This window comes from Paenibacillus sp. FSL K6-1566, from assembly GCF_038050475.1.
Taxonomy (GTDB): domain Bacteria; phylum Bacillota; class Bacilli; order Paenibacillales; family Paenibacillaceae; genus Paenibacillus_AQ; species Paenibacillus_AQ lactis.
Genome location: NZ_JBBOSR010000001.1, coordinates 4,392,396 through 4,415,667, shown reverse-complemented (window position 1 = coordinate 4,415,667; position 23,272 = coordinate 4,392,396). Strand labels below are relative to the sequence as shown.

Sequence of the window (23,272 nt, the reverse complement as noted above, 5' to 3'; positions counted from 1 at the left end):
GTCAATCCCAAATAAAATAAATCGCTTTCATGACAGGGATTTCCCATTTCTTGTGGAATATGAGAAGAGGGATAACATAGTTCTAACAATTGCGAGCTATAGTTAAAATGACAAACTTTTATACCATTCAGGAGGCGAAGGAAAACATGCCGCAATTAATCAATTTTGCCCATCGAGGGGCTTCGGCAGTCTGCCCGGAAAATACGATGGCGGCTTTTGAAAAAAGCCTGGAGCTTGGTGCCACCGGCATTGAGACCGATGTACAGATGACGAAGGATGGAAGACTCGTCCTCATCCATGACGAGACGCTGAAGCGTACCGCCGGAGCGGAAGGATTCGTTAAGGATTACACCTACGAGGAGCTGTCGAAGCTGGACGCAGGCGGATGGTTCGGTGAGGCATTCCAAGGGGAGCGCATTCCGCTGCTGGAGGAGCTGCTCGAGCTTACCCAAAGCCGCGGCACGATCGTCAATATCGAGCTGAAGAACAGCTCGGTACCGTATCCGGGTCTCGTGGAAAAGGTGATCGAGGCGGTCAACCAATTTAAGATGGGCGATCGTATCGTCATATCCAGCTTCAATCACTATTCGCTCCTTCATTGCAAGCGCGTGGATTCGGAGATCCGGACGGGCATTTTATATATGGAAGGCTTGTACGAGCCTTGGGAATACGCCAAGCGCATTCAAGCCGATGCGCTTCATGCCTACAAGAAGGCTGTTCTTCCTGAATGGGTGGCGGAAGCACAACGGAACGGCGTCGTATACCATCCGTTTACCGTTAACGACGAGAACGAGATGAAATCATTGATTGAAGCCGGAGTAGCCGGCATTATTACCGATTATCCGGACGTGCTCTCCGGATTGCTGCAGACTAAGGGAGTGTGAGCTTTTGAGAAAAACATGGCTGCTGGGCTTCGGTTTTTTCAGCATTAGCATCACCTGGGCACTGTATAACGCTTTTGTGCCTTATTTTCTGGAGCGGTACATCTCCAGTGTCGCGTTGATCGGTTTTTTCATGACAATCGACAATTACTTTGCCTTATTTTTGCAGCCATGGATCGGAAGTCGGAGTGACCGGACGCATACAAGGTTCGGAAGAAGGATGCCTTATCTGCTGATCGGGATGCCGCTTGGCGCATTGTTTACGGCAATCATCCCCTTTCATAACGGACTGGCGACGCTGCTCCTGTTCATGGTGCTGATGAACCTCGCCATGAGCTTGTACCGCTCGCCAACCGTATCCTTGATGCCCGATATTACGGAAGAGCGACGCCGTACGCGCGCCAACGGGATCATTAACTTCATGGGAGGCGTCGGTTCGATACTGGCATTCGGTGCCGGATCCATTCTCTATAATGCCCATCCGTCGCTGCCATTCATCGCCGCCGCAGTCGTCACCTTGGCGTCCCTTCTTATCTTGACGGTGTTTATTAAAGAACGGAGAGATGCTCCAGGTTATCAAGCCCAGACGGAAGCCAAGTCCGCGGTATCCTTCAAGAAACAGCTGAATCGTACGACGGCGCTTCTGCTTGCTGCCATCTTCTTCTGGTTTGTTGCCTATCAAGGCGTAGAGACGCTGTTTACCCTATACGGTAAAAATGAAATGGGACTGACGGAGTCACAGGCGTCCTTTTCCTTGACCTTCTTCTCGCTGGCGTTTGTGCTGTTCGCGATTCCCAGCGGATGGCTCGGCAGCAGGTTCGGGAAGAAGCGTGTTATCAGCATAGGCGTCCTGGGATTGTTTATTGTATTCTCCCTCGTGCCGCTGATCGAGTCGCTGCTTGTGCTGCGGATCCTGCTGACCGTGGGAGGATTGTTCTGGGCGTGCATCAACATCAATTCCTACCCGTTCGTTGTGTCCACCGGCTCGGAGGATAGCATCGGCACGAGAACGGGGATGTACTATCTTGTATCTTCACTTGCCGCCATATCCTCGCCGCCTCTCCTCGGCAAGCTGATCGACGGCATGGGCTATTCGATATTGTTCTATTGTGCGGCGGGCAGCATGCTGCTGGCGCTCATCTGCGTCCTGATGATCCGCCATCCCGAGTCATCTAGCCATAACAAGCCGCAAGCGGCTTCGGCCGGGGCGCCGTAAGCGAACGAAGTCCTGAATCTTCTCCCATGCATAAGGGATATTGCAGCCATCCGGCACATCAGCCGGGTGGTTTTTTTAAAATGTTGAAAGCCCGTTCGCCGGATCATTAGGCTGACCTTCTTGGCATACACCTCAGCAGAGGATCTCCCCAGTTCCGGGCAGCATGATCAGGTTTTACTCGGCAAGCCTCAACGCTACTTGCAACCGTCCCCAAAGCAACCGATAATAGATATGCTGGGTTCCGAAAATACATAGCGTACTCGAAAGCTGTACAAAGGAGGAGGGCCGTGATGCAATGGATCGCTATGCTGACGATGCTGATTGATCATGTGGGGCTCGTATTTTATCCGAATCAGGAATTTTGGCGGATCATCGGACGCATCGCCTTTCCCATCTACGCTTACGCCCTGGTTCAAGGGCATCGTTATACCTCCTCGAGACCGCGTTACATGCTGCGACTTGCCGTTATTGCGGTTATATCCCAAATCCCCTATCAGCTGGCGCTTGATACCCGAGGTTTGAACGTGGTCGTTACGCTGTTTGTTGGGGCACTGGTGCTCTATCTGCTGGAACGCTCGAAATCGTGGATACTGTCGTCGATGCTCATCATAGCCGCATGCACGCTCTTGAATGATCTTCCATTTGATTACGGTGCTTATGGACTCATGCTGATTCTCATCTTTCGATATGCGAAGCCGAGCTGGCTCGCCCCGCTTCATATGCTGCTGAATCTGCTGTTCCTGTTCGTCAATAACTGGGAGCTTCAAATGTGGAGCGTTATTCCTACAGTGCTTATTACTTATGGTCCGCAGATTTGGAGAAAGCTTGAAACCGTCCGGGTAAGCCGCTGGGTGTGGCGTTCCTTTTATCCGTTGCATCTGCTCGTCATCGCAGTAATGCGGATTTTCATGTAGATCGACGCACGGTCGCCCCAGAGGAGTGGATCGATACGAATCATTAGAAGGAGAGGCTTTATTGATGATGAATATTGCCATTGCTGCGGCCGTAATTTTATTTGCGGCAGCAGGTTATCTTGCGTTCATGAATTCCAGATTGATCGCAGATAAAAAGCGGGAAGCATACATTCCTCCGCCGGCTTCGGAATATACCGTTTATAAGACACCCCAATTCACGAGGGAGGATGAACGGACCCTGACACCGATCGGCGTTATGGAATATGAGGATCCTCAAGGTCCCATGAAGGTGTACTTATGCCGGGTTCGGCATAAAGCCGAGGATCTGAAGCTGGAGGAGGCGGGGGATGTATTTCTCTCCCATCTGAAAGCCGCGCGGGACCGGGGGACGCTCCGGTTCTACCGGACGGTTGAGGAAGCGCTCCAGGGCCAGGATGAGATCCGGCTGACCGAACGGCTAACGGCGGTCGCCAAAAAAAGATAACACCAAGCTGGGGCATTCAGGGTCAACCGCCCCTCAGGCGGGGTAATAAAGGGTTAAAAGACCGAAAGGAGATTTTCCGAATGAAAACATTTAAAATCGGAAGGACATCGGTCTCCGTCATTATAGGCGATATTACGACATGGACGGGCGACATTATCGTAAATGCGGCAAATTCGGGATTGCTGGGCGGAAAAGGGGTCGACGGTGCAATTCACAGTGCCGGCGGACCCGAAATTATGGAGCAGTGCATGGAGATTCGCAAGCAGCAGGGCGGGTGCCCGCCCGGCAACGCCGTTATTACAGGTGCGGGGCGCTTGGCTGCACAGCATATCATTCACACCGTCGGCCCGATCTGGGAGGGAGGCGGGCGCCGCGAGGAGCACACGCTTGCGGAATGCTACCGAAACAGTCTTCTGCTTGCCATTGAGGTAGGCGCACGAAGCATCGCCTTTCCTAATATCAGCACCGGCATCTATGAATACCCGAAAGCCCCGGCCTGCGATGTTGCCCTTACGGCTGTTACGAAGCTGCTGGAGGAGGACCTTCCGGATAACCGGCTGGAGCGGATTGACTTTGTGTGTTATTCTCCCGAGAACGCCGAGCTCTATGAGAACTGGCTCGAACGCTTCACGCGGGAGAAGGAGGCTCAAATATAAGGGCAGGGGCGCCAAGGCGCCCCTCTCGTTATTTCGGTATACTTGATTACATATGGTAGGAGCCTTCCGGCTCGTTCAGCACCCATTCCAGCATGATCATCATATCGTCGAGGCGGGCCTCCTGTTGAACTAGGGCAGCGCGCTGCGGACTGCTCTCGTCCAGCTGTGCAATACGGGCGTGCAGCAGCTTTTTTTGCATGGTAAGCTCATTGAGCTTGGACTTGATCTGATTCTCGGTTCGCATATTCAACCTCCGTGTTGAACGAAATAAGTCGGTATAATTGAATATTATAGCATGGGTTGCACCATGATGTAGAAAGGTGAGATCACGGTATGAACACGGAATACAATATGAAGCAAAGTGCGGCGGAGCGTGCTGCCGGTTATGTCCAAAGCGGGATGAAGGTCGGTCTCGGAACCGGTTCAACGGCTTATTACGCCATTCTCAAAATCGGGGAAATGGTCCGGGCGGGGCTCGATATCCAAGCTGTAGCGACCTCTCGGGCTTCCGAGGAGCTCGCGGTTCAGCAGGGGATTCCGCTCACCCCGGTCCGGGATATCGACCGACTGGATTTGACGATTGACGGAGCGGATGAGCTTGACGGGATGCTACGGCTAATCAAGGGCGGAGGAGGAGCGCTGCTGCGTGAGAAAATGACGGCGTACCGCAGCGACAAGCTGATTATCATTGCCGATGAGACGAAGGAGGTGCCCGTTCTGGGGGCGTTTCCGCTACCGGTCGAAATCATTCCTTTCGCCTACGAATGGACCGTTCAATCCTTGAAGGAGCTTGGATGCTCTGTACAAATCCGCCGTGACCGCGAAGGAGCCGTCTATGAGACGGATAATGGCAACTATATTGCAGACTGCAGCTTTGGGCGGATCTCCGAGCCTGAAGAGCTGGCTGCCCGGCTGACGGGCATTCCGGGCGTGGTCGAGCACGGCTTGTTTCTAGGGATGGCCGATCAAGCGATCATTGGATGCCGGGACGGGTCGGTGCGGATTATCGGAGCTGACTCGGCGAGTGAATAATCCATTTGACAGTTGAGCCTTGCGTTCATTAACCTTAATACATGACAACTTTCGGAGGGTGAAATATGTCGGATATTCAAGAACAAGAGGATTATCCATTGCATTTGATGGTTATTTTGGCAAGAGCCTATAATGCGGTTATGACGCATTCCAACCGCAGCATTCAGAGTCACGGGCTGAATTCCACGGAATTCGGCGTCCTGGATGTTCTGTACCACAAAGGACCGCAGCCGCTGCAGAAAATCGGTGAAAAAGTGCTGATCTCGAGCGGCAATATTACATATGTGGTAGACAAGCTGCAGAAGAAAAATCTCCTCGTGCGGCGGGCATCAGCAGAGGATCGCCGCGTGATATATGCGGAGCTGACCCCGGAGGGCAAAGCGTTCTTCGAATCGATCTTTCCCGGCCACCAGCAGCTGATGATCAAGGCGCTCAGCGGCTTGACCGATCAAGAAAAGGCAGAGGCGGTCAAGCTTCTGAAGAAGCTAGGCCGAAGCGCGGAGGAAATGCTCTAACACAGGCTTTCGTCTGTTCATACACACAATAATGATGGGAGATACAAGGTATGCTCAAGGAAATGACATCCCAAGCGGCTAAGCTGGAGGTAAGGGAACTGCTTGGCTATTCGGTTTTTCCCGATCCGGATCAGGTAGAGAAGGCCGTTTCACTTTATAAGGCCGAAGGCGGGAGCAAGCTCTATGGTTACGTTGAGGAGGGGCTTCTCGTCGGCATTATCGGCTGTGATATTCAGCGGGATGAAGTTACGATCAGACATCTTGCCGTACTCCCGGAGAACCGGGGGAAAGGCTATGGACGGGGGATGATATTGGAGCTGCTGCTTCAGCTCGATCCTAAGCCTAAGCGAGTTATCGCGGAGACCGACGATGAAGCGGTGGACTTTTACCGGAATATCGGCTTTGAAGTGCACAGCCTCGGCGAGAAATATCCTGGGGTTGAACGGTTCCGTTGTATTTATGAGGTCGATGAGGAGACATCGGATTAAGGGCCCTGTAATCCGAAGAACAAGCATCAGCCTGTATTCTTTTTATCCGAGGCACTGTCCCGTTTCACAACCGATGCTCCCGCTCATATAATGTCATAACGAGCGGGACAGGGGGTGAACATGTTGGTGTACCATTATACCGCTGTCGGCGATTCGCTGACCTTCGGGTTCGGGGCGATGCCTGGCAGCGGCTTTGTTCCGCTATATCGCCGGATGGCGGAAGAGAGACTTCAGCAATTTGTGGCTCACGAAAATATGGGGATCAACGGATTAACATCCGAGGGGCTGTATGAGCGGATCGTTCAAAATCCGGCCTATCGTTACCATTTGCAGCAGGCTCATATCATAACCATAACGATTGGCGGCAACGACTTGATCAGAGCCGTGAAATCCGCCGGCGGCCGTCCTGACCGGGAATCTCTGGATCGGGCGCTGCTCCGTTGCCAGTATTACATGTCTAACACCGTCAAGCATATTCGAAATATTAAGGCAGGAGGCGGCAAAGCTTATTTCATCCGTGCCGTCGGGCTGTACAATCCTTATCCTGCTTCCGGGGAAGCAGGGGAATACGTATCGCGGTTTAATCGATATCTTCATAGCCTCAGCGACGTGTACTTCCGGATTGCCGATGTGAATGCCGCATTTGCAGGCAAAGAGAAGGAGCTGCTATCGGTGGATGGGCTTCATCCGAACGGGAAAGGCTACCGGATTATCGCCGAGCAGCTGCATCGGCTTGGGTACAAGCCGCTGGTATAACATAGAAGCATGACAAGGCCCGCTGGCAAATCGCCGGCGGGCCTTGTTATGCTTCGAAGGGGTGAACTTGCTGCGGAGCTTCTTATAATGGATTTCAGGCACGTTTAGAATAAGTTCCGCCAAAAGCTCCGAACCGCCCACTTGCGTTCTTGGCGCCGCTTGTACTTGGGAAGGGATCGGTATACGCTCATCGACTCCGAGAAGGCTTCCTTGGATTCCTGACGCTGTCCCAGAACCCGATACATGGTTCCCAGGAGGTAGTATGCTTCAGAAGAAGAAGAGTGCATGGTATGAAACTTCTGTAAATAATCGAGGGCTTTCGCGGAATCCGCCGTGCGGAACGCGTCGGCAAGCCTTAGGTATGGCCGGCCGTATTTTACCCGGGGATTGATATCCAGCGCTTGAAGGATATCCGCTTCTCCTTGAGCGGTATTTCCGGTCTTCAGGCGGGCGGTGCCGATATCATCCCAGTATTCCGCCGAATCCTGCAAGCTTTCCGAGATGGACTCCAGCAGCTTCAGCGCCTCCCCGTATTTGCGGCGCTCGATCAGCAGCCTTGCCAGCTCATGTCGCGAGGAGACGTCGCTGGGACTGGCTGCGATATTTTTTCGCAGCTTGGATATCTGTCTTGCCCGCTGAATCGGACGCGTAATGCTGGGAAACACCCCGACAAATCTGCGGTCCAGGACGTAAACGATAAGCAGAAGAACAATAATGGCGATGAACGGATTGCCGAAAATATAAAACAGCATGCCAAAAATAATGAATTTCCCCAAGGATGATCCCCCAATTTCTAGTTCATGAATTCTTACGAAATTATACCATATCCTGGGGTCTTTGGAAGATCATATTTCGATTTCAAAGGCTCTGCTCAGGCGTGACTTGCCCGGAGTACCCGGGGTATTGAAATACGGGCAGCCTCGGCCGATATACATAGTAAAGAGGTGATAATCATGGCGAAAAAGGGGCAGACATTTCATACCTACAGTTTCGAAACGAAGAAGAAGGCAGTCGCCATGCGGCTTGCGGGTAAAACGAAGAAAGAGGTGGCATCCGCCTTGCAAATTTCAGACATCGGGCGGTTAAAGGTATGGATGCGCAAATTCCGCGAGCATGGGGAGGAAGGGCTGATCGACCGGCGCAGGAAATTATTGAATCCGGCGGATCCCAACCGATTGATCGAAGAAGAAGAATAACAACCGCCTTTATTAGAGGCCTATATACGGAAGACGCGAGGGAGTAGAAGCGCCCTGGCGTCTTTGTTTTAATGACGGATGGACCCCTGGACCCGGGGGCATTTTCATTATTATTGTCCGGTCAGGTTGATCGCCCAGTTCATTTTAGCGGAAGCGTCATAGTATGGTGTATGTTCAAAAAAGGAGGGATACATGTGAGCGGAGTAGCTGGAGGATATGGTGGTTATGGATACGGCTCTTCAGTAGGTGCTATCTTGGTATTATTCATCTTGTTGGTGATCATTACTCGCGCATTTATCTAATCCATTCTTTTATAGTGAACAGAGTAATCACGACCTGCTGAAAGCGCTAGAAGAGCCCCTGCCGATGGCAGGGGCTCTTCTTCCATTATCGTTTACTTATAAGTTCCAGCGAAGAATAGAATATCGTCGCCAATTTCGACTTTTGGGTACTTAGCCGAAACCTCGATTTCTTTGGCTCCATCAATATCAACGGTGACTGTTTCAATGCTGTCGCTCGGAGTGATAACGACTTCTTTCAGGAGCACGCCCCCACTCATGATTTTTACCACGATATCTTTGTTAACCGATACAGGGAATACGGACAATTCGAGGGTTTGGTGTTTGCCTCCAGGTCTTAACGTGAATCCTTTTTCTACCCCATTAATGCTATTGAGGATGACTCCTGAACCATAATCTTTACCATTATGTACGGTGTGCTGCTTGTCCTTGGTTATAACAGAGGCATATGACAATTTAATCTCTTCCGATGTAATCGGGGTTAGATCCGATTTTTCGCCCAGTTTGATTTTCTGAGCTTTATTATCATATTCCACTGCAACGCCCAGTGCATCCGATACCGCTCGAACAGGTAGGTAAGTCGTGTTGTTATAAGAAATGGCGGCGATGCGGTTCCCCGACTGATCCTTCGGCGTCCATTGCTTTCCATTCACCTCGTAGGCAATGCCCCAGTTCAAATGAGCTGTGATCTTCTCAAGGACGGGAGCTGCACTTACACCAATCGTCATCCCGCCGACCAATGTTGCCGCAGACAGTAATGCTACAAACCTTTTCTTCAATGTTTCATTTCCTCCTTTTTACTCTTTCCCCTATGTAAGGGCATGCCAGGCCATTATACATAATTGAAGAATAGAACAGCAAGGCTCCCCGATCTGGCATATAGCAATTCCATGTGATACGATTTGACTTGTCCAATTATTGACATATACAGACCAACAGGATGGAGGAATATGGTCATGAAAATTTTGATGGTGGGCGCATCCGGAACACTGGGGACAGCGGTTCGCAAAGAGCTGGGGCAGCATCATGAAATTATAACAGCTGGACGCAAAGGTGCTGATATCACCATGGATATGTCCGTTCCTGAAAGTATCGCGAGTATGTATAAGGCTGTCGGCTCCGTAGATGCAGTGGTCTGTACCGCAGGCCAGGCTTACTTTGGTCCTCTCCACGAATTGACGCCGGAGTTGAATGAAATCGCGATTATGGGTAAATTGAAGGGGCAAATCAATCTTGTTTTGCTCGGGCTGGACCATGTTCATGATTGGGGAAGCTTTACGTTAACCACCGGCATTATTATGGACAGTCCCATTATTGGAGGTATATCTTCCGCCATGGCTGGAGGAGCGATTAAAGCCTTCGTTCAGGCTGCAGCCATTGAAATGCCGCGAGGGATACGTATCAACAATGTCAGCCCCAATGTACTTAAGGAATCGATGGATACATACGGTCCATACTTCCCGGGGTTTGAGCCCGTATCTGCCGGGAGAGCCGCGCTTGCCTACCGAAAGAGCGTTGAGGGTGCCCAAACCGGACAAACGTACACGGTTTATTGAGCAACGCGTAACCTGAAATGTTGCTAAGTAAAACATCGGAAAAAATAGGTTCGCTTCCGCTTTTGGGTTACACGAACGTAGGAGCGGGACGGTTACAGCTGGTGGAAGATGACGATGAACTGCTCAACGACATCCGGGGGTATGTTAAGAATCACGGTGATGATAGCAACTCAGTTAAAAGAAGCCGCTCATCTTAAATGAGCGGTTTTTTTTAATTAAGATACCGAGCCGAAATCCATCGAAATGGAACAAAAAAAAGAAAACAATCCCTACAGTAAAATCCTGATACTGCAGGGATTGTTTTCGGGAGCCTCCGAAGAGACTCCCTCATGGGAGAGGAGAAACCGGACGAAGAGCTTATGGGGAAACGTAAGTCTTCTCCGCGGTTGTCTACGACATTCATTGATGTCGATATCTTTAGGATGCCCGGCAGGAGCGGAAATATACCTGAGTTTGAAAAAAAATGAAGAGGGGGCATGTTTCATTTTTCATATGCGGCAGGATTATGTTACGATAATCAATGCTATGGCCGTCATGGCCATGAATCTTGATGTGATGAAACGGGTGAATCGAGCAGTGAGAGTAGTATCCGGAAGTGCAAAAGGCCGACCGCTGAAAAGCGTTCCCGGCATGAGCACCCGTCCGACGACGGATAAAGTGAAGGAAGCGATATTCAGTATGATCGGCCCCTACTTTGACGGGGGAACCGTCCTTGACCTGTTTGCGGGCACGGGCGGCCTTGGCATCGAGGCGTTAAGCCGGGGAATGGATCGTGCTGTTTTTATTGACGTGGAGCAGCGGAGCATTGAGACGATCAAGGATAATCTGAAGGCTGTACGCCTGCAAGAGGCGGCAGAGGTATATCGCAACGATGCGGCAAGAGCGCTTAAGGTGCTGGAGAAGCGGGGCGCGGCATTCGATCTGGTGTTTCTGGACCCTCCCTATAAATTCAAAAATGGGGATGAGCTCATGAATGATATGGCGGAGCGCAAGCTTCTACGCGAGGGAGCCGTTATTGTTCTGGAATATGAGTCGGGCTATGAATATCCGGAGAGCTTCGGCCATTTTCACGGCATGCGAACAGCGAGGTACGGCGAAACCGCCGTCACCATATACAGATACGAAACCGTACAAGGACAAGCTGCCGGTGCGGATGAGGAGGAATCACACGATGACAACCGAGAATAATAGTACATATCGAATTGCCGTTTATCCCGGCAGCTTTGATCCTGTGACGATGGGGCATATGGATATCATTACGAGGGCTTCAAAGCAGTTTGACTTGCTGATCGTGGCCGTTCTAAACAACTTAAGCAAAAACCCGCTGTTTACGGTGGAGGAGCGGAAGGATCTGTTGAGAGAGGCTACGCGTCATCTGCCGAACGTGGAAATCGACAGCTTCCGCGATCTGTTAGCCAATTATGTGCGTCAGCGGAATGCGCAAGTGATCGTCCGCGGGATCCGGACCGTTACGGATTTCGAGTATGAGCTGCAGCTCGCCTCGACCAATCATAAGCTGAATCCCGATGCGGAGACGATCTTCATGATGACCCATCCGAAATATTCCTTTCTCAGCTCAAGTCTGGTTAAAGAGATCGCACACTTCAACGGCGATACGACCGACCTGGTCAGTCCCGAGGTGGATGCGGCTTTGCGCCGTAAATTCAACGCCGCACGCGAACAATAATGGATGAAATCACCCATAGCGCTGCCGCAATCAGCAAGAAAAAGGCAATTTGTGTTTGAAGAACGGACGGAAATCCTGTCCACAGGTTGAAGATATTCCCTTTCTGTCCAGTCTGCGGCGGCTCCGTTCTGAAGGCCGGGACGATGGCGGCAGACAGGCTGCTTGCGGGCTTCCAGCATGCCAGCATAACCAAGAATGCGAGCAGGGAATGAACGATCCGCTTCAGGATAAAGTAGCTCCACGAAAGGCCGGCATCCCGCATAAGGGAGAGGCTTTGCAGCTGGGCGCTAATGCCGCTCCAGGCGAGTACGGCGGATAAGACGGCAAGCTGCATGGCGCTGTTCGTAAAGGCGGAGCTGCTGATCGATGCGGATGCAAGGTGGATTTCCAGCAATCCCGAGGTAAAATAAGAAGGAAGCAAGGGCAGCACGTTTTCGGACAGTACCCGGGTAAGCACGGCAAATAACAGGATGAAGCCGCCGGCCATCATTAAGGTTTGGACAGAGCGGGTGACGGAGTCTCCCAGCAGTCTGCCAAAGCTGCGTCCGTCCCGTTTGTGGGCTTCCAATGCAGCCGCAGCGGCACGCTTTAATAGCGAACCTTGCCGGGCAGGCTTGTTCGGTTTTGCAACATCGTTTCGTCCATGCGGTGTTTTTCTGAAAAGACTGAACAGCCACGCGGCCAGGAGGCCGGTAAGCCAGTGCACGATAAGCAGCAGGTACCCCGCCGCAGGCTGATGGAGCAGCCCGGTTCCGATGACAACCAGAATCGTCATCGGATTGCAGAAGTGGGCCATGGCGGCAAGCCTTCCCGCTTCGCCTGGGCCGAGGTCTCCCTGCCTGTGCATGGAGGCGGCGGCCTGAGCGCCGGCCGGAAATCCGGCTGTCATTCCCGTAATGAGCACCCAGCCGCCGCTGCCCGGCAGCTTGAATAGCTTTCGCATGAGCGGATCAAGCAGAACGCCTGCACCATGGGCGAAGCCGTAGGCCATCAATATTTCCACAAGGACAAGAAACGGCAGCAGTGCGGGAAATACGATGTTCCACCATAATTTCAAAGCTTGCAGGGTGGCCTGAAAGGCGGGCTCGGGCGCGCTGACGACGGCCAGCACCAGCAAGAAGGCGGCTGCCCCCAGCAGGACGGTGCTGGCGAATCCGGACTGGGTTTTGGTGGCGTTGCCTTTATTCATAAGGAATCTCCTTTCGACGTAAACATAGCTAGTACAACTTTATGCAAGGGAGACAACCGTCAGACCAATCTTGGCGCGAGGCCCGGATTTAGAAGGCGAGGGAGAATGCGATGAAGAAGACTGTTAAACCGAATGGCTCAAGAATTATACTGTATTTATTGATGGTTGGATTAATGGTGTACCTGGTCGTGTACATGCCGACACCTTATTTGATTTATCAGCCGGGCAGCGCCGAGGAGGTGCGGCCGATGATCCGCGTCGAGAAGAGCGATCCCGAGGAAGAGGGGACGTTCATGATGACGACCGTATCGGCCAGTTATGCGAATCTTGCCTTGCTGATGATGTCGACGTTCAATCCGAATGCCGAGGTTGTGCAAAAGGCTGAAAAGATGGGGGATCAGAGCAAGGAGGAATACGCGGCCACCCAGGTCTATTACATGAACTCCTCCCAATCGTCCGCTATGGAGGCTGCCTATCAGGCAGCCGGCGTTGAATATGCCATTGAGCCGGCCTACGTGTTCGTGATGTCGATCCCTGACGATTCCGCCAATGCGGATCATTTTCGGCCGGGAGACAAACTGATCCGGATTGACGGACAGCCTGCGAAGGACAACGAGAAAATCGCCGCATTGTTAAGCGGCAAGCAAGTCGGAGACAAGGTGTCGGTGGAGCTGGAGCGTGGAGGTAAAACCTTGAAGGAGGACGTGTCTCTCGTCAGCATCAAGGACGAAAAGACGGGAGCGGAGCGCCCGGGTCTTGGGGTCATGATCGCCACTATGCAGAAGGTTGCGCCGAGCAACCCGGATTACGTGATCAACTTTGCGGATACCAACATCGGGGGACCTTCGGCCGGATTGATCTTCACGCTGGAAATTTACAATCAGCTCACGCCGGGCGATTTGAGCAAGGGCTACCGGATCGCCGGAACGGGCACGATCGACAAGTCGGGCAAGGTTGGTCCCATCGGCGGCGTGAAGCACAAAATTGTTGCGGCCGACAGGGAGGGAGCCGAAATCTTCTTCGTGCCGACGAAGAACTACGAGGAAGCCAAGAAGCGGGCCGACCGGATCGGAACGGACATGAAGCTTGTGCAAGTCGAGCGCCTGCAGGATGCGCTGGACTATCTGGAGCAGCTGCCGCCTAAAGAGTAAGGGGCGGCAGCCGATAGTCATGGTAGAGGTCGCGGGCGTCCGCATTCGGGTAGGCGTTGGCGTACACGGCGGCGGCTTGAAGGTCGCGCGTAAGCTGGGGATGATCCAGCGCGGCCGGTTTAATGACGACCGGAAGGGAAGCGGTCTTCCTCATCGTTCTCAGCAGTTTTTTTCCAGTCTCATTGAACCCAAGCACACGGATATAGCCCGGGCCACGGACAAGCTCGCCGGGATTCATCCCGGCTTTCTGGTGGTTCAGCATAATATGCACCAGCATGCGCTGCAGCTTGGTACGGGTGTATCGTTTGGTCTTGAGCGAATCCAGCAGCGCATCCACGGAGCTGTTATCGAGCTTGGGGAGCATTCGGCGGATTCGATACTCAAGCCCTTCGGTCACTTCCAGACACTGCGCAAGCTGGGCCGGGGGAGATGTGAGCAAGGTCTGGAACAGCGGCTGGCGGAACCTGTCCCAGTTCATCGGGGCTCTGCCCGATCGGATTTCGCGTTCCAGGATCCGCAGCGTATATTCGGGAATATACGGAGCAGCCGCTTCAATGCCTTGGTTGGCAATGATCCTGCGGACCGCCGTTGCGCTGGCGATGGATCCGGTCCCTGGCTCGGGGTCATGATACTGGGCGCTTTCCCTGGAGATGGTGAAGGGCTCTATGGAGCTCCCTAACCGGTGAAGCGCGATCAGGTAATGCAGCCCTAAGGAATTATTCGGCTTCGTAAGCAGTTCCCGCAGCCCGGCAGCGTCTTCTTCGGAAACGCCAAAGGCGGCGGCAGCCGCGGCGCCGTAGGCGGACGGGAAGCTTAGCCCTTCCGCAAGGCGCTCGTCAAGCTCCGCGCGAAGTCTGTCCGGTTCCCTGGCGAGGATGCGGGAGAGAGGGAGAAGCTGCTCCAGCGTACCGCTCTCCGATCCGAATGACAGGCAGTCCACGACGCCTGTTGCATGAAGGGTGGCGACGGCGCCGTATGCGAACCATTCCGCCGGCTGCACCGCATAGGTGACCGGCAGCTCGAGCACGAGGTCGACCCCCATGGCAAGCGCCATTTCCGTTCGGGCGCGCTTGCTGGCAATGGCGGGCTCGCCGCGCTGGAGGAACGGACCGCTCATGACGGCGACTACCGCATCCGCGCGCGTGATTTTTTTGGATTTATGAAAATGCAGCTCATGGCCGTTATGTAAGGGGTTATATTCAACCACGATTCCAACCGTTTTCACTGTACTTCAACTCCTTGCTTAAGAATATAACATAATTCGATGCCGAAACTGCAAGAATAAACGCATGCGTAAGCGGCGTTGCATGCAGTGCTTGCCGCGGCGCAAAAAAAGGATATCCGCAAGGTTCTTAAAGGTAATCCTGTTGACAAAACTCCGGCTGAATCGGTATAATAATCTTTGTTTGTTTGGAGTGATGGATATGCTTATTCAATTTCGTAAATTGACAACCAGCGATCAACCGTTACAGTTCCATCAAACCGTGGATGTTACGAATGCCGTAAAGGGTCGGAAGGATATCGTCGCCGTTCAGCCGCTGCAAGTGGATTTGAAGGCAGTTCCGTCCGTTGCAGGCTCGGTAGACGTTCGGGGAAGCTTGGAAGCTGAGCTGGAGATGAAATGCTCCCGCTGCTTGAAGCCGGTCAACGAACATCTGCACATCCCTTTTCATGAAGTATTCCAGCAGGTGGAGAATCCTGAATCCATTCAGGACGAAGATGACGACACGACATATGTGCAAGGCGAGAGTGTGGATCTCGCTCCATATGTGGAGGAAGCATTTCTTCTTCAACTGCCGCTAGCTCCGGTATGCAGGGACGACTGCAAGGGACTTTGCCACAATTGCGGCAAAGATCTTAATGAAGGCGCCTGCGATTGCGACACGGAAGTAATTGATCCGAGATTGGCCGGGCTAAAGGACTTCTTTAAATGATGATGGATAGTATACCCGTGAAAGCGGGTTGAACCGATAAGGAGGTGGGAACATGGCAGTACCTCAACGTAGAACGTCCAAAACACGTCGTGACAAGCGTCGTACTCACTTTAAGCTGGCTGTGCCGGGCATGGTGAAATGCGAGCAATGCGGAGAACTGAAGCTTGCTCATCGCGTATGTAAAGTATGCGGAACGTATAAGGCAAGAGAGATCATCAAACAATAGTCTTTTCATAAGTAGTACTTCATCTCTGGTGAGGTGCTATTTTTTTTGTCCCGGTCCTCTTTCTTTTTAACGTGACATCATTTATACTTAACATTAGTACCAGGTTCTAATATTTGCGACTAATTTACATATAGGTTTGAAGTATGGCGGCTATAATAGCGGCAGAAGGAGTTGTTTCGTCATCGATCGTTTATCTAAGAAAGACCGTCACAAGCGGCTGGTCCAGCTGATCGACGAGAATCCCTTTGTTACGGACCGCGAGTTGACGCGCCAGCTTAAAGTCAGCATTCAGACGATTCGCCTGGACCGGATGGAACTCGGCATCCCGGAGCTTCGGGAGCGAATGAAGCAGATGGCCGAGCATTCCTACGATCAGGTTCGCTCGTTGTCGCTTGAGGAAGTCATCGGAGACGTTGTCGACTTGCAATTAGACAAGAGCGGAATATCGATATTCGAAATTCGTGAGGAGCATGTATTCAGCAAAACCCGGATTGCGCGCGGACACTATGTGTTCGCTCAGGCCAATTCACTTGCTGTGGCAGTAATAAACGACGAAATCGCACTGACCTCCTCGGCGGACATCCGATTTTTGAGACAGGTTAAGCTCGGGGAGAAATGCATAGCCAAGGCTTATGTCCGGAACATTGCGGGGCAGAAGGCGAAGGTGGAAGTGTTTACTTATGTCTCCGATGAAATGGTGTTCCAGGGGAATTTCGTAATATACCGATCTGCAGGGGAATGACATAAGTGAAGGAGGAAATAGGCATGAGAATTGTCGTTGATGCGATGGGCGGTGACCATGCGCCGAACAGCAATGTGGAAGGCGCGCTGCTCGCGGCGAAGGAATGGACGGATACGGAGGTTATCCTCGTTGGCGATCAGGCGCGGATCGAAGGTCTGCTGCAGGAGCGTCCCTCCAATCTGAAGATCGTCCATGCCAGTGAGGTCATCGAGGCGGAGGACGAGCCCGTGAAGGCTGTGCGCCGGAAGAAGGATGCCTCGATGGTCGTTGCGGGACGAATGATCTGCGAAAGGGAGGCAGACGCCATGATCTCCGCGGGCAACACGGGCGCCTTGATGACAACGGGGCTGCTCGTCGTCGGCCGGATGAACGGAATCGAGCGCCCGGCGCTGGCACCCATGATTCCGACGCTTGACGGCAAGGGAATGCTTGCGCTGGATCTTGGCGCGAACATGGATTCGAAGCCCGAGCATTTGCAGCAGTACGCGCTAATGGGCAGCCTATACCGCGAGAAGGTGCATGGAATCGCCAAGCCCCGCGTCGGATTGCTCAACGTCGGGACGGAGGCCGGCAAAGGAAACGAGCTGACGAAGCACGCGTACCCTTTGCTTGAGGAGCTGCCGATCCATTTTGTCGGCAACGTGGAATCGCGTGATGTGATGAACGGCGTATGCGATGTGCTGGTGTGCGACGGTTTTGCCGGCAACATATTGCTTAAATCCATTGAAGGAACGGCCGGCGCGCTGTTCTCGCTGCTCAAGGAGCAGTTCGGCAAATCGCTCAAAACCAAGCTCGCCGCCGCGCTCATGATGCCGGAGCTGCGCAGCTTGAAGTCGATGCTGGATTACAAGGAGCACGGCGGGGCTCCGCTTCTCGGTCTTGGCGGCCTCGTTGTGAAGAGCCATGGCTCATCGGATGCGAACGCGGTGAAGAACGGGATCCGCCAGGCGCGCACAGCTTTGCAGAATCAGTTGGTAGAGAGCATTTCGAAGGAAATCAGCGGGAAGTGAGTGAGGATATGAACAAGTTGCGTCCGGTCGGAATTATTGGCACCGGCAAATATGTGCCGGAGAAGATTTTAACTAACCAGGATCTGGAGAAGATGGTGGATACGAGCGATGAGTGGATCGTCTCCCGTACCGGCATCAAGGAGCGTCATGTTGCAGCCGAGCATGAGGCAACATCGGATCTGGCCTATCATGCTGCCGTGAACGCCCTGAAATCGGCGGGCATGCATGCGGAGGATCTGGAGCTGATTATCGTGGCTACCATTACTCCCGACATGTTCTTCCCGTCAACGGCCTGCCTGCTGCAGGATCGTTTAGGCGCCAAGAAGGCGGCGGCATTTGACCTTTCGGCAGCCTGCTCCGGATTTGTATACGGACTGGCTACTGCCACGAATTTCGTGAAAACGGGCATGTACAACAATGCCTTGGTGATCGGTGTAGACTGCCTGTCGCGAATCACGGATTACAGCGATCGGAACACCTGCGTGCTGTTCGGCGACGGAGCCGGCGCAGCGATTGTCGGAGAAGTGCCGGAAGGCCGAGGATTCCAAGCCTTTGATCTTGGCGCCGAAGGCGCAGGCGGCGCGCATCTGTACATCGAAGCTGGAGGTTCAAGATTGCCGGCATCGGCGGAGACGGTAAATACGAATAAACATTACATTTATATGAACGGACGCGAAGTGTTTAAATTTGCGGTACGGGTCATGGGAAGCGCAACGGAGGCCGTATTGGCCAAGGCGGGGATCGATAAGAAGGACATCGACTTATTCATTCCGCACCAGGCGAATATCCGGATTATCAAATCGGCGATGGAACGGCTTGAGCTTCCTGAAGAAAAGGTTGTCATCAATGTCGACAAGTATGCGAATACGTCAGCCGCATCCGTGCCCCTGGCTCTAGTTGAAGCACAGGAGTCCGGCCGGTTGAAGCCAGGCGATAAAGTGCTCATGGTAGGCTTTGGCGGCGGATTAACCTGGGGCTCGTCCGTACTCATCTGGTGACATCGCACATTTAGCGCGAATGGATCTTCGCGCATGAAGGGAGCCGACGATTGTGGGGAAAACAGCATTTATATTTCCGGGGCAGGGCGCCCAGTCCGTGGGGATGGGACAGGATGCATTCAACGCGGTCCCCTCTGCACGGGACATTTTTCAAACTGCGGATGACAAGCTGGGTTTTTCGCTCAGCTCCATTATTTTCAACGGGCCTGATGAAGAGCTTAAGCAAACGGCGAATACGCAGCCGGCTCTTCTGACGACGAGCATGGCCTATCTGGAAGCGATTCGCGGCAAAGGGATTAAGCCCGACTTTGTGGCAGGCCATTCCCTGGGCGAATACAGCGCGCTTGTATGCGCCGGCGTCCTGACCTTCGAAGAAGCGGTTTCGATCGTAAGGGCGCGCGGTGAATATATGGAGGCGGCCGTTCCGGGCGGGCAAGGCTCCATGGCGGCTGTGCTAGGCGCCGAACGTCAGGCGCTGGACGAGCTGTGCAGCAGCATTACGGCCGACGGGCATGTGGTTGAGCTTGCGAATATGAACTGCCCGGGGCAGATCGTTATATCCGGCTCCGCCGAGGGCGTCGCTGCCGCGGCGGAACGAGTGAAGGAAGCAGGCGGCAAACGCGCCATTCCGCTTGAAGTAAGCGGACCCTTCCATTCCTCGCTGATGAAGGATGCAGCCAGCCGGCTTGGAGACAAGCTGGAGACAGCGACCTTCCATTCTCCAGCCGTGCCGGTTGTGGCGAACGTGACGGCCCGTCCGGTGGAGGATGCTTCGGAGATCCGCGGTCTGCTGGTCGAGCAGGTATACTCTCCGGTATTGTGGCAGGACAGCGTTGAATGGATGATCGCGCAAGGCGTCGATACTTTTGTCGAGATTGGTCCGGGCAGCGTGCTTAGCGGCCTCATCCGAAAGATTGACAAATCCGTCAAGGTGGTTAATGTGAACAGCCTGGAGAACGCTGAAAAACTCGAATCCTTGATGTGAATTCGAATGAAGATAGAATTCGAATGAAGATAGATCATTTTTGAAAGGAGGTACAGGTATGAATGAGGGACTGAAGGGGCAGACTGCGCTTGTTACGGGTGCTTCCCGCGGCATCGGCCGCAGCATCGCGCTTGCGCTCGCCGATCTTGGCGCTAACGTCGCTGTCAATTATGCAGGGAGTGAAGCTGCCGCTGCGGAAGTCGTGGAAGCGGTCCGCGCGAAAGGCGTATCAGCCATCGCGATTCAATCCAACGTTGGACGGGCTGATGAAGCGGATGCCATGGTGAAGCAGGTATTGGATGCATTTGGTCGAATAGATATCCTTGTGAATAATGCAGGGATTACTAGAGATAATTTAATCATGCGCATGAAGGAAGAGGAATTCGATCAGGTGATTGAGACGAATCTTAAAGGGGTGTTCAACTGCCTGAAGGCGGTAACCCGTCCGATGATGAAGCAGCGCTACGGTCGGATCATCAATATTTCGTCCGTCGTCGGAGCGCTCGGCAATCCGGGCCAGGCCAACTATGTGGCCGCGAAGGCCGGCGTCATCGGTTTGACGAAGTCGGCCGCCCGCGAATTGGCATCACGGGGCATTACCGTGAATGCAGTGGCACCGGGCTTCATCGACACCGACATGACGCGGGAGCTGTCTGAGGATATGAGAGAGGGGCTGCTTGGCGGCATTCCGCTTGCCCGGCTGGGTCAGCCGGAGGAGGTTGCCGGAGTTGTTGCTTTTCTGGCATCCGAAAGCGCCTCTTATATGACCGGCCAGGTGCTTCATGTGGATGGCGGCATGTATATGTAGAAGCCGCTGTTGCAGCCTAGACGCCTAGGGCGTCGAAACTATAACGTTTTCAAATGCCTTCTATGGCAATTTGAAGTCATATCTCGTATAATTACCAAGAGGAGGTGAGCCGGATGTCCGATGTATTGGAACGCGTGAAACGCATCGTTGTCGACCGCCTGGGTGTTGACGAAGCCGACGTGACACTAGAAGCATCTTTCAAAGATGACCTTGGAGCTGATTCTCTCGATGTAGTGGAATTGGTGATGGAATTGGAAGATGAGTTTGATATGGAGATCTCTGATGAAGATGCGGAGAAAATTACGACCGTAGGTGAAGTTGTAAACTACATACAATCTCATACCTAAGTCATAAAGTTAAGTCCCGTTCTTTAGCCAGGCGGGACTTCTCCTCATTCAATCGCCGTATTCATGCAACCAATGATAGATTATTGCTGCGATGTCCCTTCTCGTTGAATCCTTGACCGGATGAAGGGGAGGGACAAGCAGTCCATATAGAGGTGAGCTTGATGAAACGTAGAGTCGTTGTAACAGGAATGGGAGTCATGACAGCTCTCGGTCAGGACTTGGACACATTTTGGAACAGCCTGATGGAAGGAAAATCGGGTGTATCCCGCATTGAATCCTTTGATGTCAGTGAATACACCACGCAGATTGCAGCGTCGATGAAGGACTTCAATCCGGAGGATTACATGGACCGGAAGGAAGCCCGCAAAATGGACCGTTTCGTACAGTTCGCCGTTGCTGCAGGCTCGAAGGCGCTGGAGGACAGCGGGCTCGAGATCGGAAGCAATGTTGATGCAGAGCGTGTCGGCGTGTCGATCGGATCGGGCATCGGCGGTCTCGGTACTTGGGAAGACCAGCATAACATTTTGCTTGAAAAGGGACCGAAGCGCGTCAGCCCGTTCTTCATTCCGATGATGATCGCGAACATGGCTTCCGGTCAAATGTCCATTAACCTTGGAGCCAAAGGCCCGAATACGACGCAGGTTACGGCTTGCGCAACCGGGACGCACTCGATCGGGGATTCGTTCCGTTTGATCCAGCGCGGCGATGCGGATGTCATGATTTGCGGCGGAGCTGAGGCTACGATCCGTCCGACCGGCATGGCGGGCTTCTGCGCGATGCGCGCGATGTCGACCCGCAACGATGAGCCGGAGAAGGCAAGCCGGCCGTTTGATACGGGTCGCGACGGATTTGTCATGGGTGAAGGCGCCGGAGTGCTTGTGCTCGAATCGCTGGAGCATGCTCAGGCGCGCGGAGCGAAAATCTATGCCGAGGTCATTGGCTACGGCCTTAGCGCAGACGCTCACCACATTACCGAGCCTGATCCTGACGGAGCGGCACGCTGCATGAAGATGGCGATCCGCGACGCGGGCATCTCGCCGGAGGAAGTGGATTACATTAATGCCCACGGCACGTCGACGCCGGTCGGTGACCGGTCCGAGACCCAAGCTGTCAAGCTTGCGCTCGGCGATCATGCGTATAAAGTGGCGGTAAGCTCCACTAAATCGATGACAGGTCATCTGCTGGGAGCCGCCGGCGGGGTTGAGGCGGTTATTTGCGGTCTGAGCCTGAAGCATCAGCGCATCGCGCCGACGATCAATCTGGAGAATCAGGATCCAGAATGCGATCTCGACTATGTACCAAATCATCCGCGCGAAGCCGATCTGGACGTCGTCATGTCCAACTCCTTCGGGTTCGGCGGTCATAATGCAACGATTATCCTGAAAAAATACGCCGAGTAAGGAGATAGTGTGTTGAGTGGAGATCTGAAGCAGTTACAGCATAAACTCCATATTCAATTTCGAAATGCAATGCTGCTGAAGCAGGCCTTTACCCACGCATCTTATGTAAACGAACACCGCTTCAGTCAGAACCAGGACAATGAACGCCTCGAATTTTTGGGCGATGCGGTTCTGGAGCTGACCGTCAGCGAGTTTCTATACAATCTGTTTCCGGACCGGCCGGAAGGAGAGCTGACCAAGCTTCGGGCTTCCATCGTATGCGAGCCTTCGCTTGTGCAGTTCGCCCTGCGTCTGGATTTCGGACGGTACGTATTGCTCGGCAAGGGAGAGGAAATGACGGGCGGACGTACCCGCCCGGCTCTTCTGGCTGATGTATTCGAATCGTTTGTGGGGGCGCTTTATCTGGATCAAGGACTGGAGGCGGTGCGTCAATTTTTGCACGATCATGTATTTCCTTCAATCACCGTCAATGGCCGTCCGCAGATGAGCGATTATAAGACCGAGCTTCAAGAACTGACGCAGCATCACAGCATGGGTGCGCTGGAATATCGCATCGTTGAGGAGCGAGGACCGGCACATGAGCGGGAGTTTGTCTCAGAGGTATACATGGGAAGCAAATGTCTTGGACGCGGAAGCGGAAGATCCAAGAAGGAAGCCGAGCAGCAAGCGGCGGCGGTAGCGCTCAAGCAGCTGAAGCGCTCGGACGGCTGATGCTTCGCTTTAGGAATAGGACAAACAAAGAGCAAAGAGCAGTCAGGCAGATAACCGGATCCGGATGAAATGACTGTTTTTTGCTCTTTTC

At 53.2% G+C, this 23,272-nt stretch carries 29 protein-coding genes and 1 pseudogene; 25 read left to right on the top strand and 5 right to left on the bottom strand.

Going from position 1 to position 23,272, the window contains the following annotated elements:
* Positions 1-146: 146 nt before the first annotated feature.
* The 5 genes from NST08_RS19455 to NST08_RS19435 all read left to right on the top strand — a co-directional run bounded on the left by NST08_RS19455 (position 147) and on the right by NST08_RS19435 (position 4,151).
* Positions 147-884 (top strand): glycerophosphodiester phosphodiesterase, encoded by a 738-nt coding sequence (locus NST08_RS19455; protein ID WP_341342182.1) that lies wholly within the window; start codon positions 147-149, stop codon positions 882-884.
* 4 nt (positions 885-888) lie between these two features.
* Complete coding sequence (locus NST08_RS19450; RefSeq protein ID WP_341342181.1) at positions 889-2,097, top strand: SLC45 family MFS transporter; 1,209 nt, start codon at positions 889-891, stop codon at positions 2,095-2,097.
* Between the two features lie 290 nt (positions 2,098-2,387).
* Positions 2,388-3,011, top strand: a complete 624-nt coding sequence (locus tag NST08_RS19445) for a TraX family protein (RefSeq protein ID WP_007132139.1) — start codon at positions 2,388-2,390, stop codon at positions 3,009-3,011.
* Between the two features lie 64 nt (positions 3,012-3,075).
* Positions 3,076-3,495, top strand: coding sequence for a hypothetical protein (locus NST08_RS19440; protein ID WP_007132138.1), 420 nt, complete (start codon positions 3,076-3,078; stop codon positions 3,493-3,495).
* Between the two features lie 80 nt (positions 3,496-3,575).
* On the top strand, positions 3,576-4,151 hold the full coding sequence (locus tag NST08_RS19435; RefSeq protein WP_007132137.1) for a macro domain-containing protein: 576 nt from the start codon (positions 3,576-3,578) through the stop codon (positions 4,149-4,151).
* 46 nt (positions 4,152-4,197) lie between these two features.
* Here NST08_RS19435 and NST08_RS19430 read toward each other — a convergent pair whose 3' ends face one another.
* The gene (locus NST08_RS19430) at positions 4,198-4,395 is read right to left on the bottom strand and encodes a hypothetical protein (RefSeq protein WP_007132136.1); all 198 of its coding nucleotides are present in this window, start codon (positions 4,393-4,395) and stop codon (positions 4,198-4,200) included.
* Positions 4,396-4,484: 89 nt separating this feature from the next.
* Between NST08_RS19430 and rpiA the strand changes: the two genes are divergently transcribed.
* The 4 genes from rpiA to NST08_RS19410 all read left to right on the top strand — a co-directional run bounded on the left by rpiA (position 4,485) and on the right by NST08_RS19410 (position 6,942).
* Positions 4,485-5,183 carry a ribose-5-phosphate isomerase RpiA gene (gene rpiA / locus NST08_RS19425; protein ID WP_341342180.1) on the top strand — a complete coding sequence of 233 codons (699 nt, stop codon included), beginning with the start codon at positions 4,485-4,487 and terminating at the stop codon, positions 5,181-5,183.
* Positions 5,184-5,248: 65 nt separating this feature from the next.
* Positions 5,249-5,698 (top strand): MarR family winged helix-turn-helix transcriptional regulator, encoded by a 450-nt coding sequence (locus NST08_RS19420; RefSeq protein ID WP_007132134.1) that lies wholly within the window; start codon positions 5,249-5,251, stop codon positions 5,696-5,698.
* A 50-nt stretch (positions 5,699-5,748) separates the two neighbouring features.
* Complete coding sequence (locus NST08_RS19415; protein ID WP_007132133.1) at positions 5,749-6,186, top strand: GNAT family N-acetyltransferase; 438 nt, start codon at positions 5,749-5,751, stop codon at positions 6,184-6,186.
* A gap of 120 nt (positions 6,187-6,306) precedes the next feature.
* On the top strand, positions 6,307-6,942 hold the full coding sequence (locus NST08_RS19410; RefSeq protein ID WP_007132132.1) for a GDSL-type esterase/lipase family protein: 636 nt from the start codon (positions 6,307-6,309) through the stop codon (positions 6,940-6,942).
* 104 nt (positions 6,943-7,046) lie between these two features.
* Here the strand turns inward: NST08_RS19410 and NST08_RS19405 are convergent, their stop codons facing one another.
* Positions 7,047-7,718: a tetratricopeptide repeat protein gene (locus NST08_RS19405; RefSeq protein WP_341342179.1), complete on the bottom strand. Its 672-nt coding sequence runs from the start codon at positions 7,716-7,718 to the stop codon at positions 7,047-7,049.
* A gap of 177 nt (positions 7,719-7,895) precedes the next feature.
* On the opposite strand from NST08_RS19405, the gene NST08_RS19400 reads away from it, so the two are divergent.
* Together NST08_RS19400 and NST08_RS19395 are read left to right on the top strand one after the other, a co-directional pair.
* A complete protein-coding gene (locus NST08_RS19400) occupies positions 7,896-8,138 on the top strand; it encodes a helix-turn-helix domain-containing protein (RefSeq protein WP_007132130.1) in 243 nt (80 codons plus the stop codon).
* A gap of 170 nt (positions 8,139-8,308) precedes the next feature.
* Positions 8,309-8,440, top strand: coding sequence for a sporulation protein YjcZ (locus NST08_RS19395; protein ID WP_077567186.1), 132 nt, complete (start codon positions 8,309-8,311; stop codon positions 8,438-8,440).
* 92 nt (positions 8,441-8,532) lie between these two features.
* Here the strand turns inward: NST08_RS19395 and NST08_RS19390 are convergent, their stop codons facing one another.
* Positions 8,533-9,216, bottom strand: coding sequence for a stalk domain-containing protein (locus NST08_RS19390; protein WP_007132129.1), 684 nt, complete (start codon positions 9,214-9,216; stop codon positions 8,533-8,535).
* 177 nt (positions 9,217-9,393) lie between these two features.
* Between NST08_RS19390 and NST08_RS19385 the strand changes: the two genes are divergently transcribed.
* From NST08_RS19385 to coaD, 3 genes are all read left to right on the top strand, one after another.
* Complete coding sequence (locus NST08_RS19385) at positions 9,394-9,993, top strand: short chain dehydrogenase (RefSeq protein ID WP_341342178.1); 600 nt, start codon at positions 9,394-9,396, stop codon at positions 9,991-9,993.
* A gap of 576 nt (positions 9,994-10,569) precedes the next feature.
* A complete protein-coding gene (gene rsmD / locus NST08_RS19380; RefSeq protein ID WP_028406694.1) occupies positions 10,570-11,181 on the top strand; it encodes a 16S rRNA (guanine(966)-N(2))-methyltransferase RsmD in 612 nt (203 codons plus the stop codon).
* Positions 11,165-11,680: a pantetheine-phosphate adenylyltransferase gene (coaD, locus tag NST08_RS19375; protein WP_007132126.1), complete on the top strand. Its 516-nt coding sequence runs from the start codon at positions 11,165-11,167 to the stop codon at positions 11,678-11,680. Before rsmD ends, coaD begins: the two co-directional genes overlap by 17 nt.
* On the opposite strand, the gene NST08_RS19370 is transcribed toward coaD, so the two are convergent.
* Positions 11,658-12,869: a nucleoside recognition domain-containing protein gene (locus tag NST08_RS19370; protein WP_341342177.1), complete on the bottom strand. Its 1,212-nt coding sequence runs from the start codon at positions 12,867-12,869 to the stop codon at positions 11,658-11,660. The genes coaD and NST08_RS19370 overlap by 23 nt on opposite strands.
* Before the next feature lie 110 nt (positions 12,870-12,979).
* Between NST08_RS19370 and NST08_RS19365 the strand changes: the two genes are divergently transcribed.
* The gene (locus tag NST08_RS19365) at positions 12,980-14,020 is read left to right on the top strand and encodes a SepM family pheromone-processing serine protease (protein ID WP_007132124.1); all 1,041 of its coding nucleotides are present in this window, start codon (positions 12,980-12,982) and stop codon (positions 14,018-14,020) included.
* Here the strand turns inward: NST08_RS19365 and NST08_RS19360 are convergent.
* On the bottom strand, positions 14,010-15,245 hold the full coding sequence (locus NST08_RS19360; protein ID WP_341342176.1) for a nucleotidyltransferase: 1,236 nt from the start codon (positions 15,243-15,245) through the stop codon (positions 14,010-14,012). The two genes, NST08_RS19365 and NST08_RS19360, sit on opposite strands and share 11 nt — an antisense overlap.
* A 199-nt stretch (positions 15,246-15,444) precedes the next feature.
* On the opposite strand from NST08_RS19360, the gene NST08_RS19355 reads away from it, so the two are divergent.
* From NST08_RS19355 to rnc, 10 genes and pseudogenes are all read left to right on the top strand, one after another.
* Complete coding sequence (locus NST08_RS19355) at positions 15,445-15,954, top strand: YceD family protein (RefSeq protein ID WP_007132122.1); 510 nt, start codon at positions 15,445-15,447, stop codon at positions 15,952-15,954.
* Positions 15,955-16,006: 52 nt separating this feature from the next.
* A complete protein-coding gene (gene rpmF / locus NST08_RS19350) occupies positions 16,007-16,180 on the top strand; it encodes a 50S ribosomal protein L32 (protein ID WP_006211382.1) in 174 nt (57 codons plus the stop codon).
* Positions 16,181-16,361: 181 nt separating this feature from the next.
* Positions 16,362-16,962, top strand: a pseudogene (gene fapR / locus NST08_RS19345) (transcription factor FapR).
* Positions 16,946-17,932, top strand: coding sequence for a phosphate acyltransferase PlsX (plsX, locus tag NST08_RS19340; protein ID WP_341342175.1), 987 nt, complete (start codon positions 16,946-16,948; stop codon positions 17,930-17,932). The pseudogene fapR and the gene plsX overlap by 17 nt, the downstream one beginning before the upstream one ends.
* An 8-nt stretch (positions 17,933-17,940) precedes the next feature.
* The gene (locus tag NST08_RS19335; protein WP_007132119.1) at positions 17,941-18,930 is read left to right on the top strand and encodes a beta-ketoacyl-ACP synthase III; all 990 of its coding nucleotides are present in this window, start codon (positions 17,941-17,943) and stop codon (positions 18,928-18,930) included.
* Between the two features lie 52 nt (positions 18,931-18,982).
* Positions 18,983-19,915, top strand: coding sequence for an ACP S-malonyltransferase (fabD, locus tag NST08_RS19330; RefSeq protein WP_341342174.1), 933 nt, complete (start codon positions 18,983-18,985; stop codon positions 19,913-19,915).
* Between the two features lie 58 nt (positions 19,916-19,973).
* Positions 19,974-20,723 (top strand): 3-oxoacyl-[acyl-carrier-protein] reductase, encoded by a 750-nt coding sequence (fabG, locus tag NST08_RS19325; protein ID WP_007132117.1) that lies wholly within the window; start codon positions 19,974-19,976, stop codon positions 20,721-20,723.
* 113 nt (positions 20,724-20,836) lie between these two features.
* Positions 20,837-21,070: an acyl carrier protein gene (acpP, locus tag NST08_RS19320; protein ID WP_007132116.1), complete on the top strand. Its 234-nt coding sequence runs from the start codon at positions 20,837-20,839 to the stop codon at positions 21,068-21,070.
* A 161-nt stretch (positions 21,071-21,231) separates the two neighbouring features.
* A complete protein-coding gene (fabF, locus tag NST08_RS19315; protein WP_007132115.1) occupies positions 21,232-22,470 on the top strand; it encodes a beta-ketoacyl-ACP synthase II in 1,239 nt (412 codons plus the stop codon).
* 12 nt (positions 22,471-22,482) lie between these two features.
* Positions 22,483-23,181, top strand: a complete 699-nt coding sequence (rnc, locus tag NST08_RS19310) for a ribonuclease III (RefSeq protein WP_028406687.1) — start codon at positions 22,483-22,485, stop codon at positions 23,179-23,181.
* The last annotated feature ends 91 nt before the right edge of the window (positions 23,182-23,272 follow it).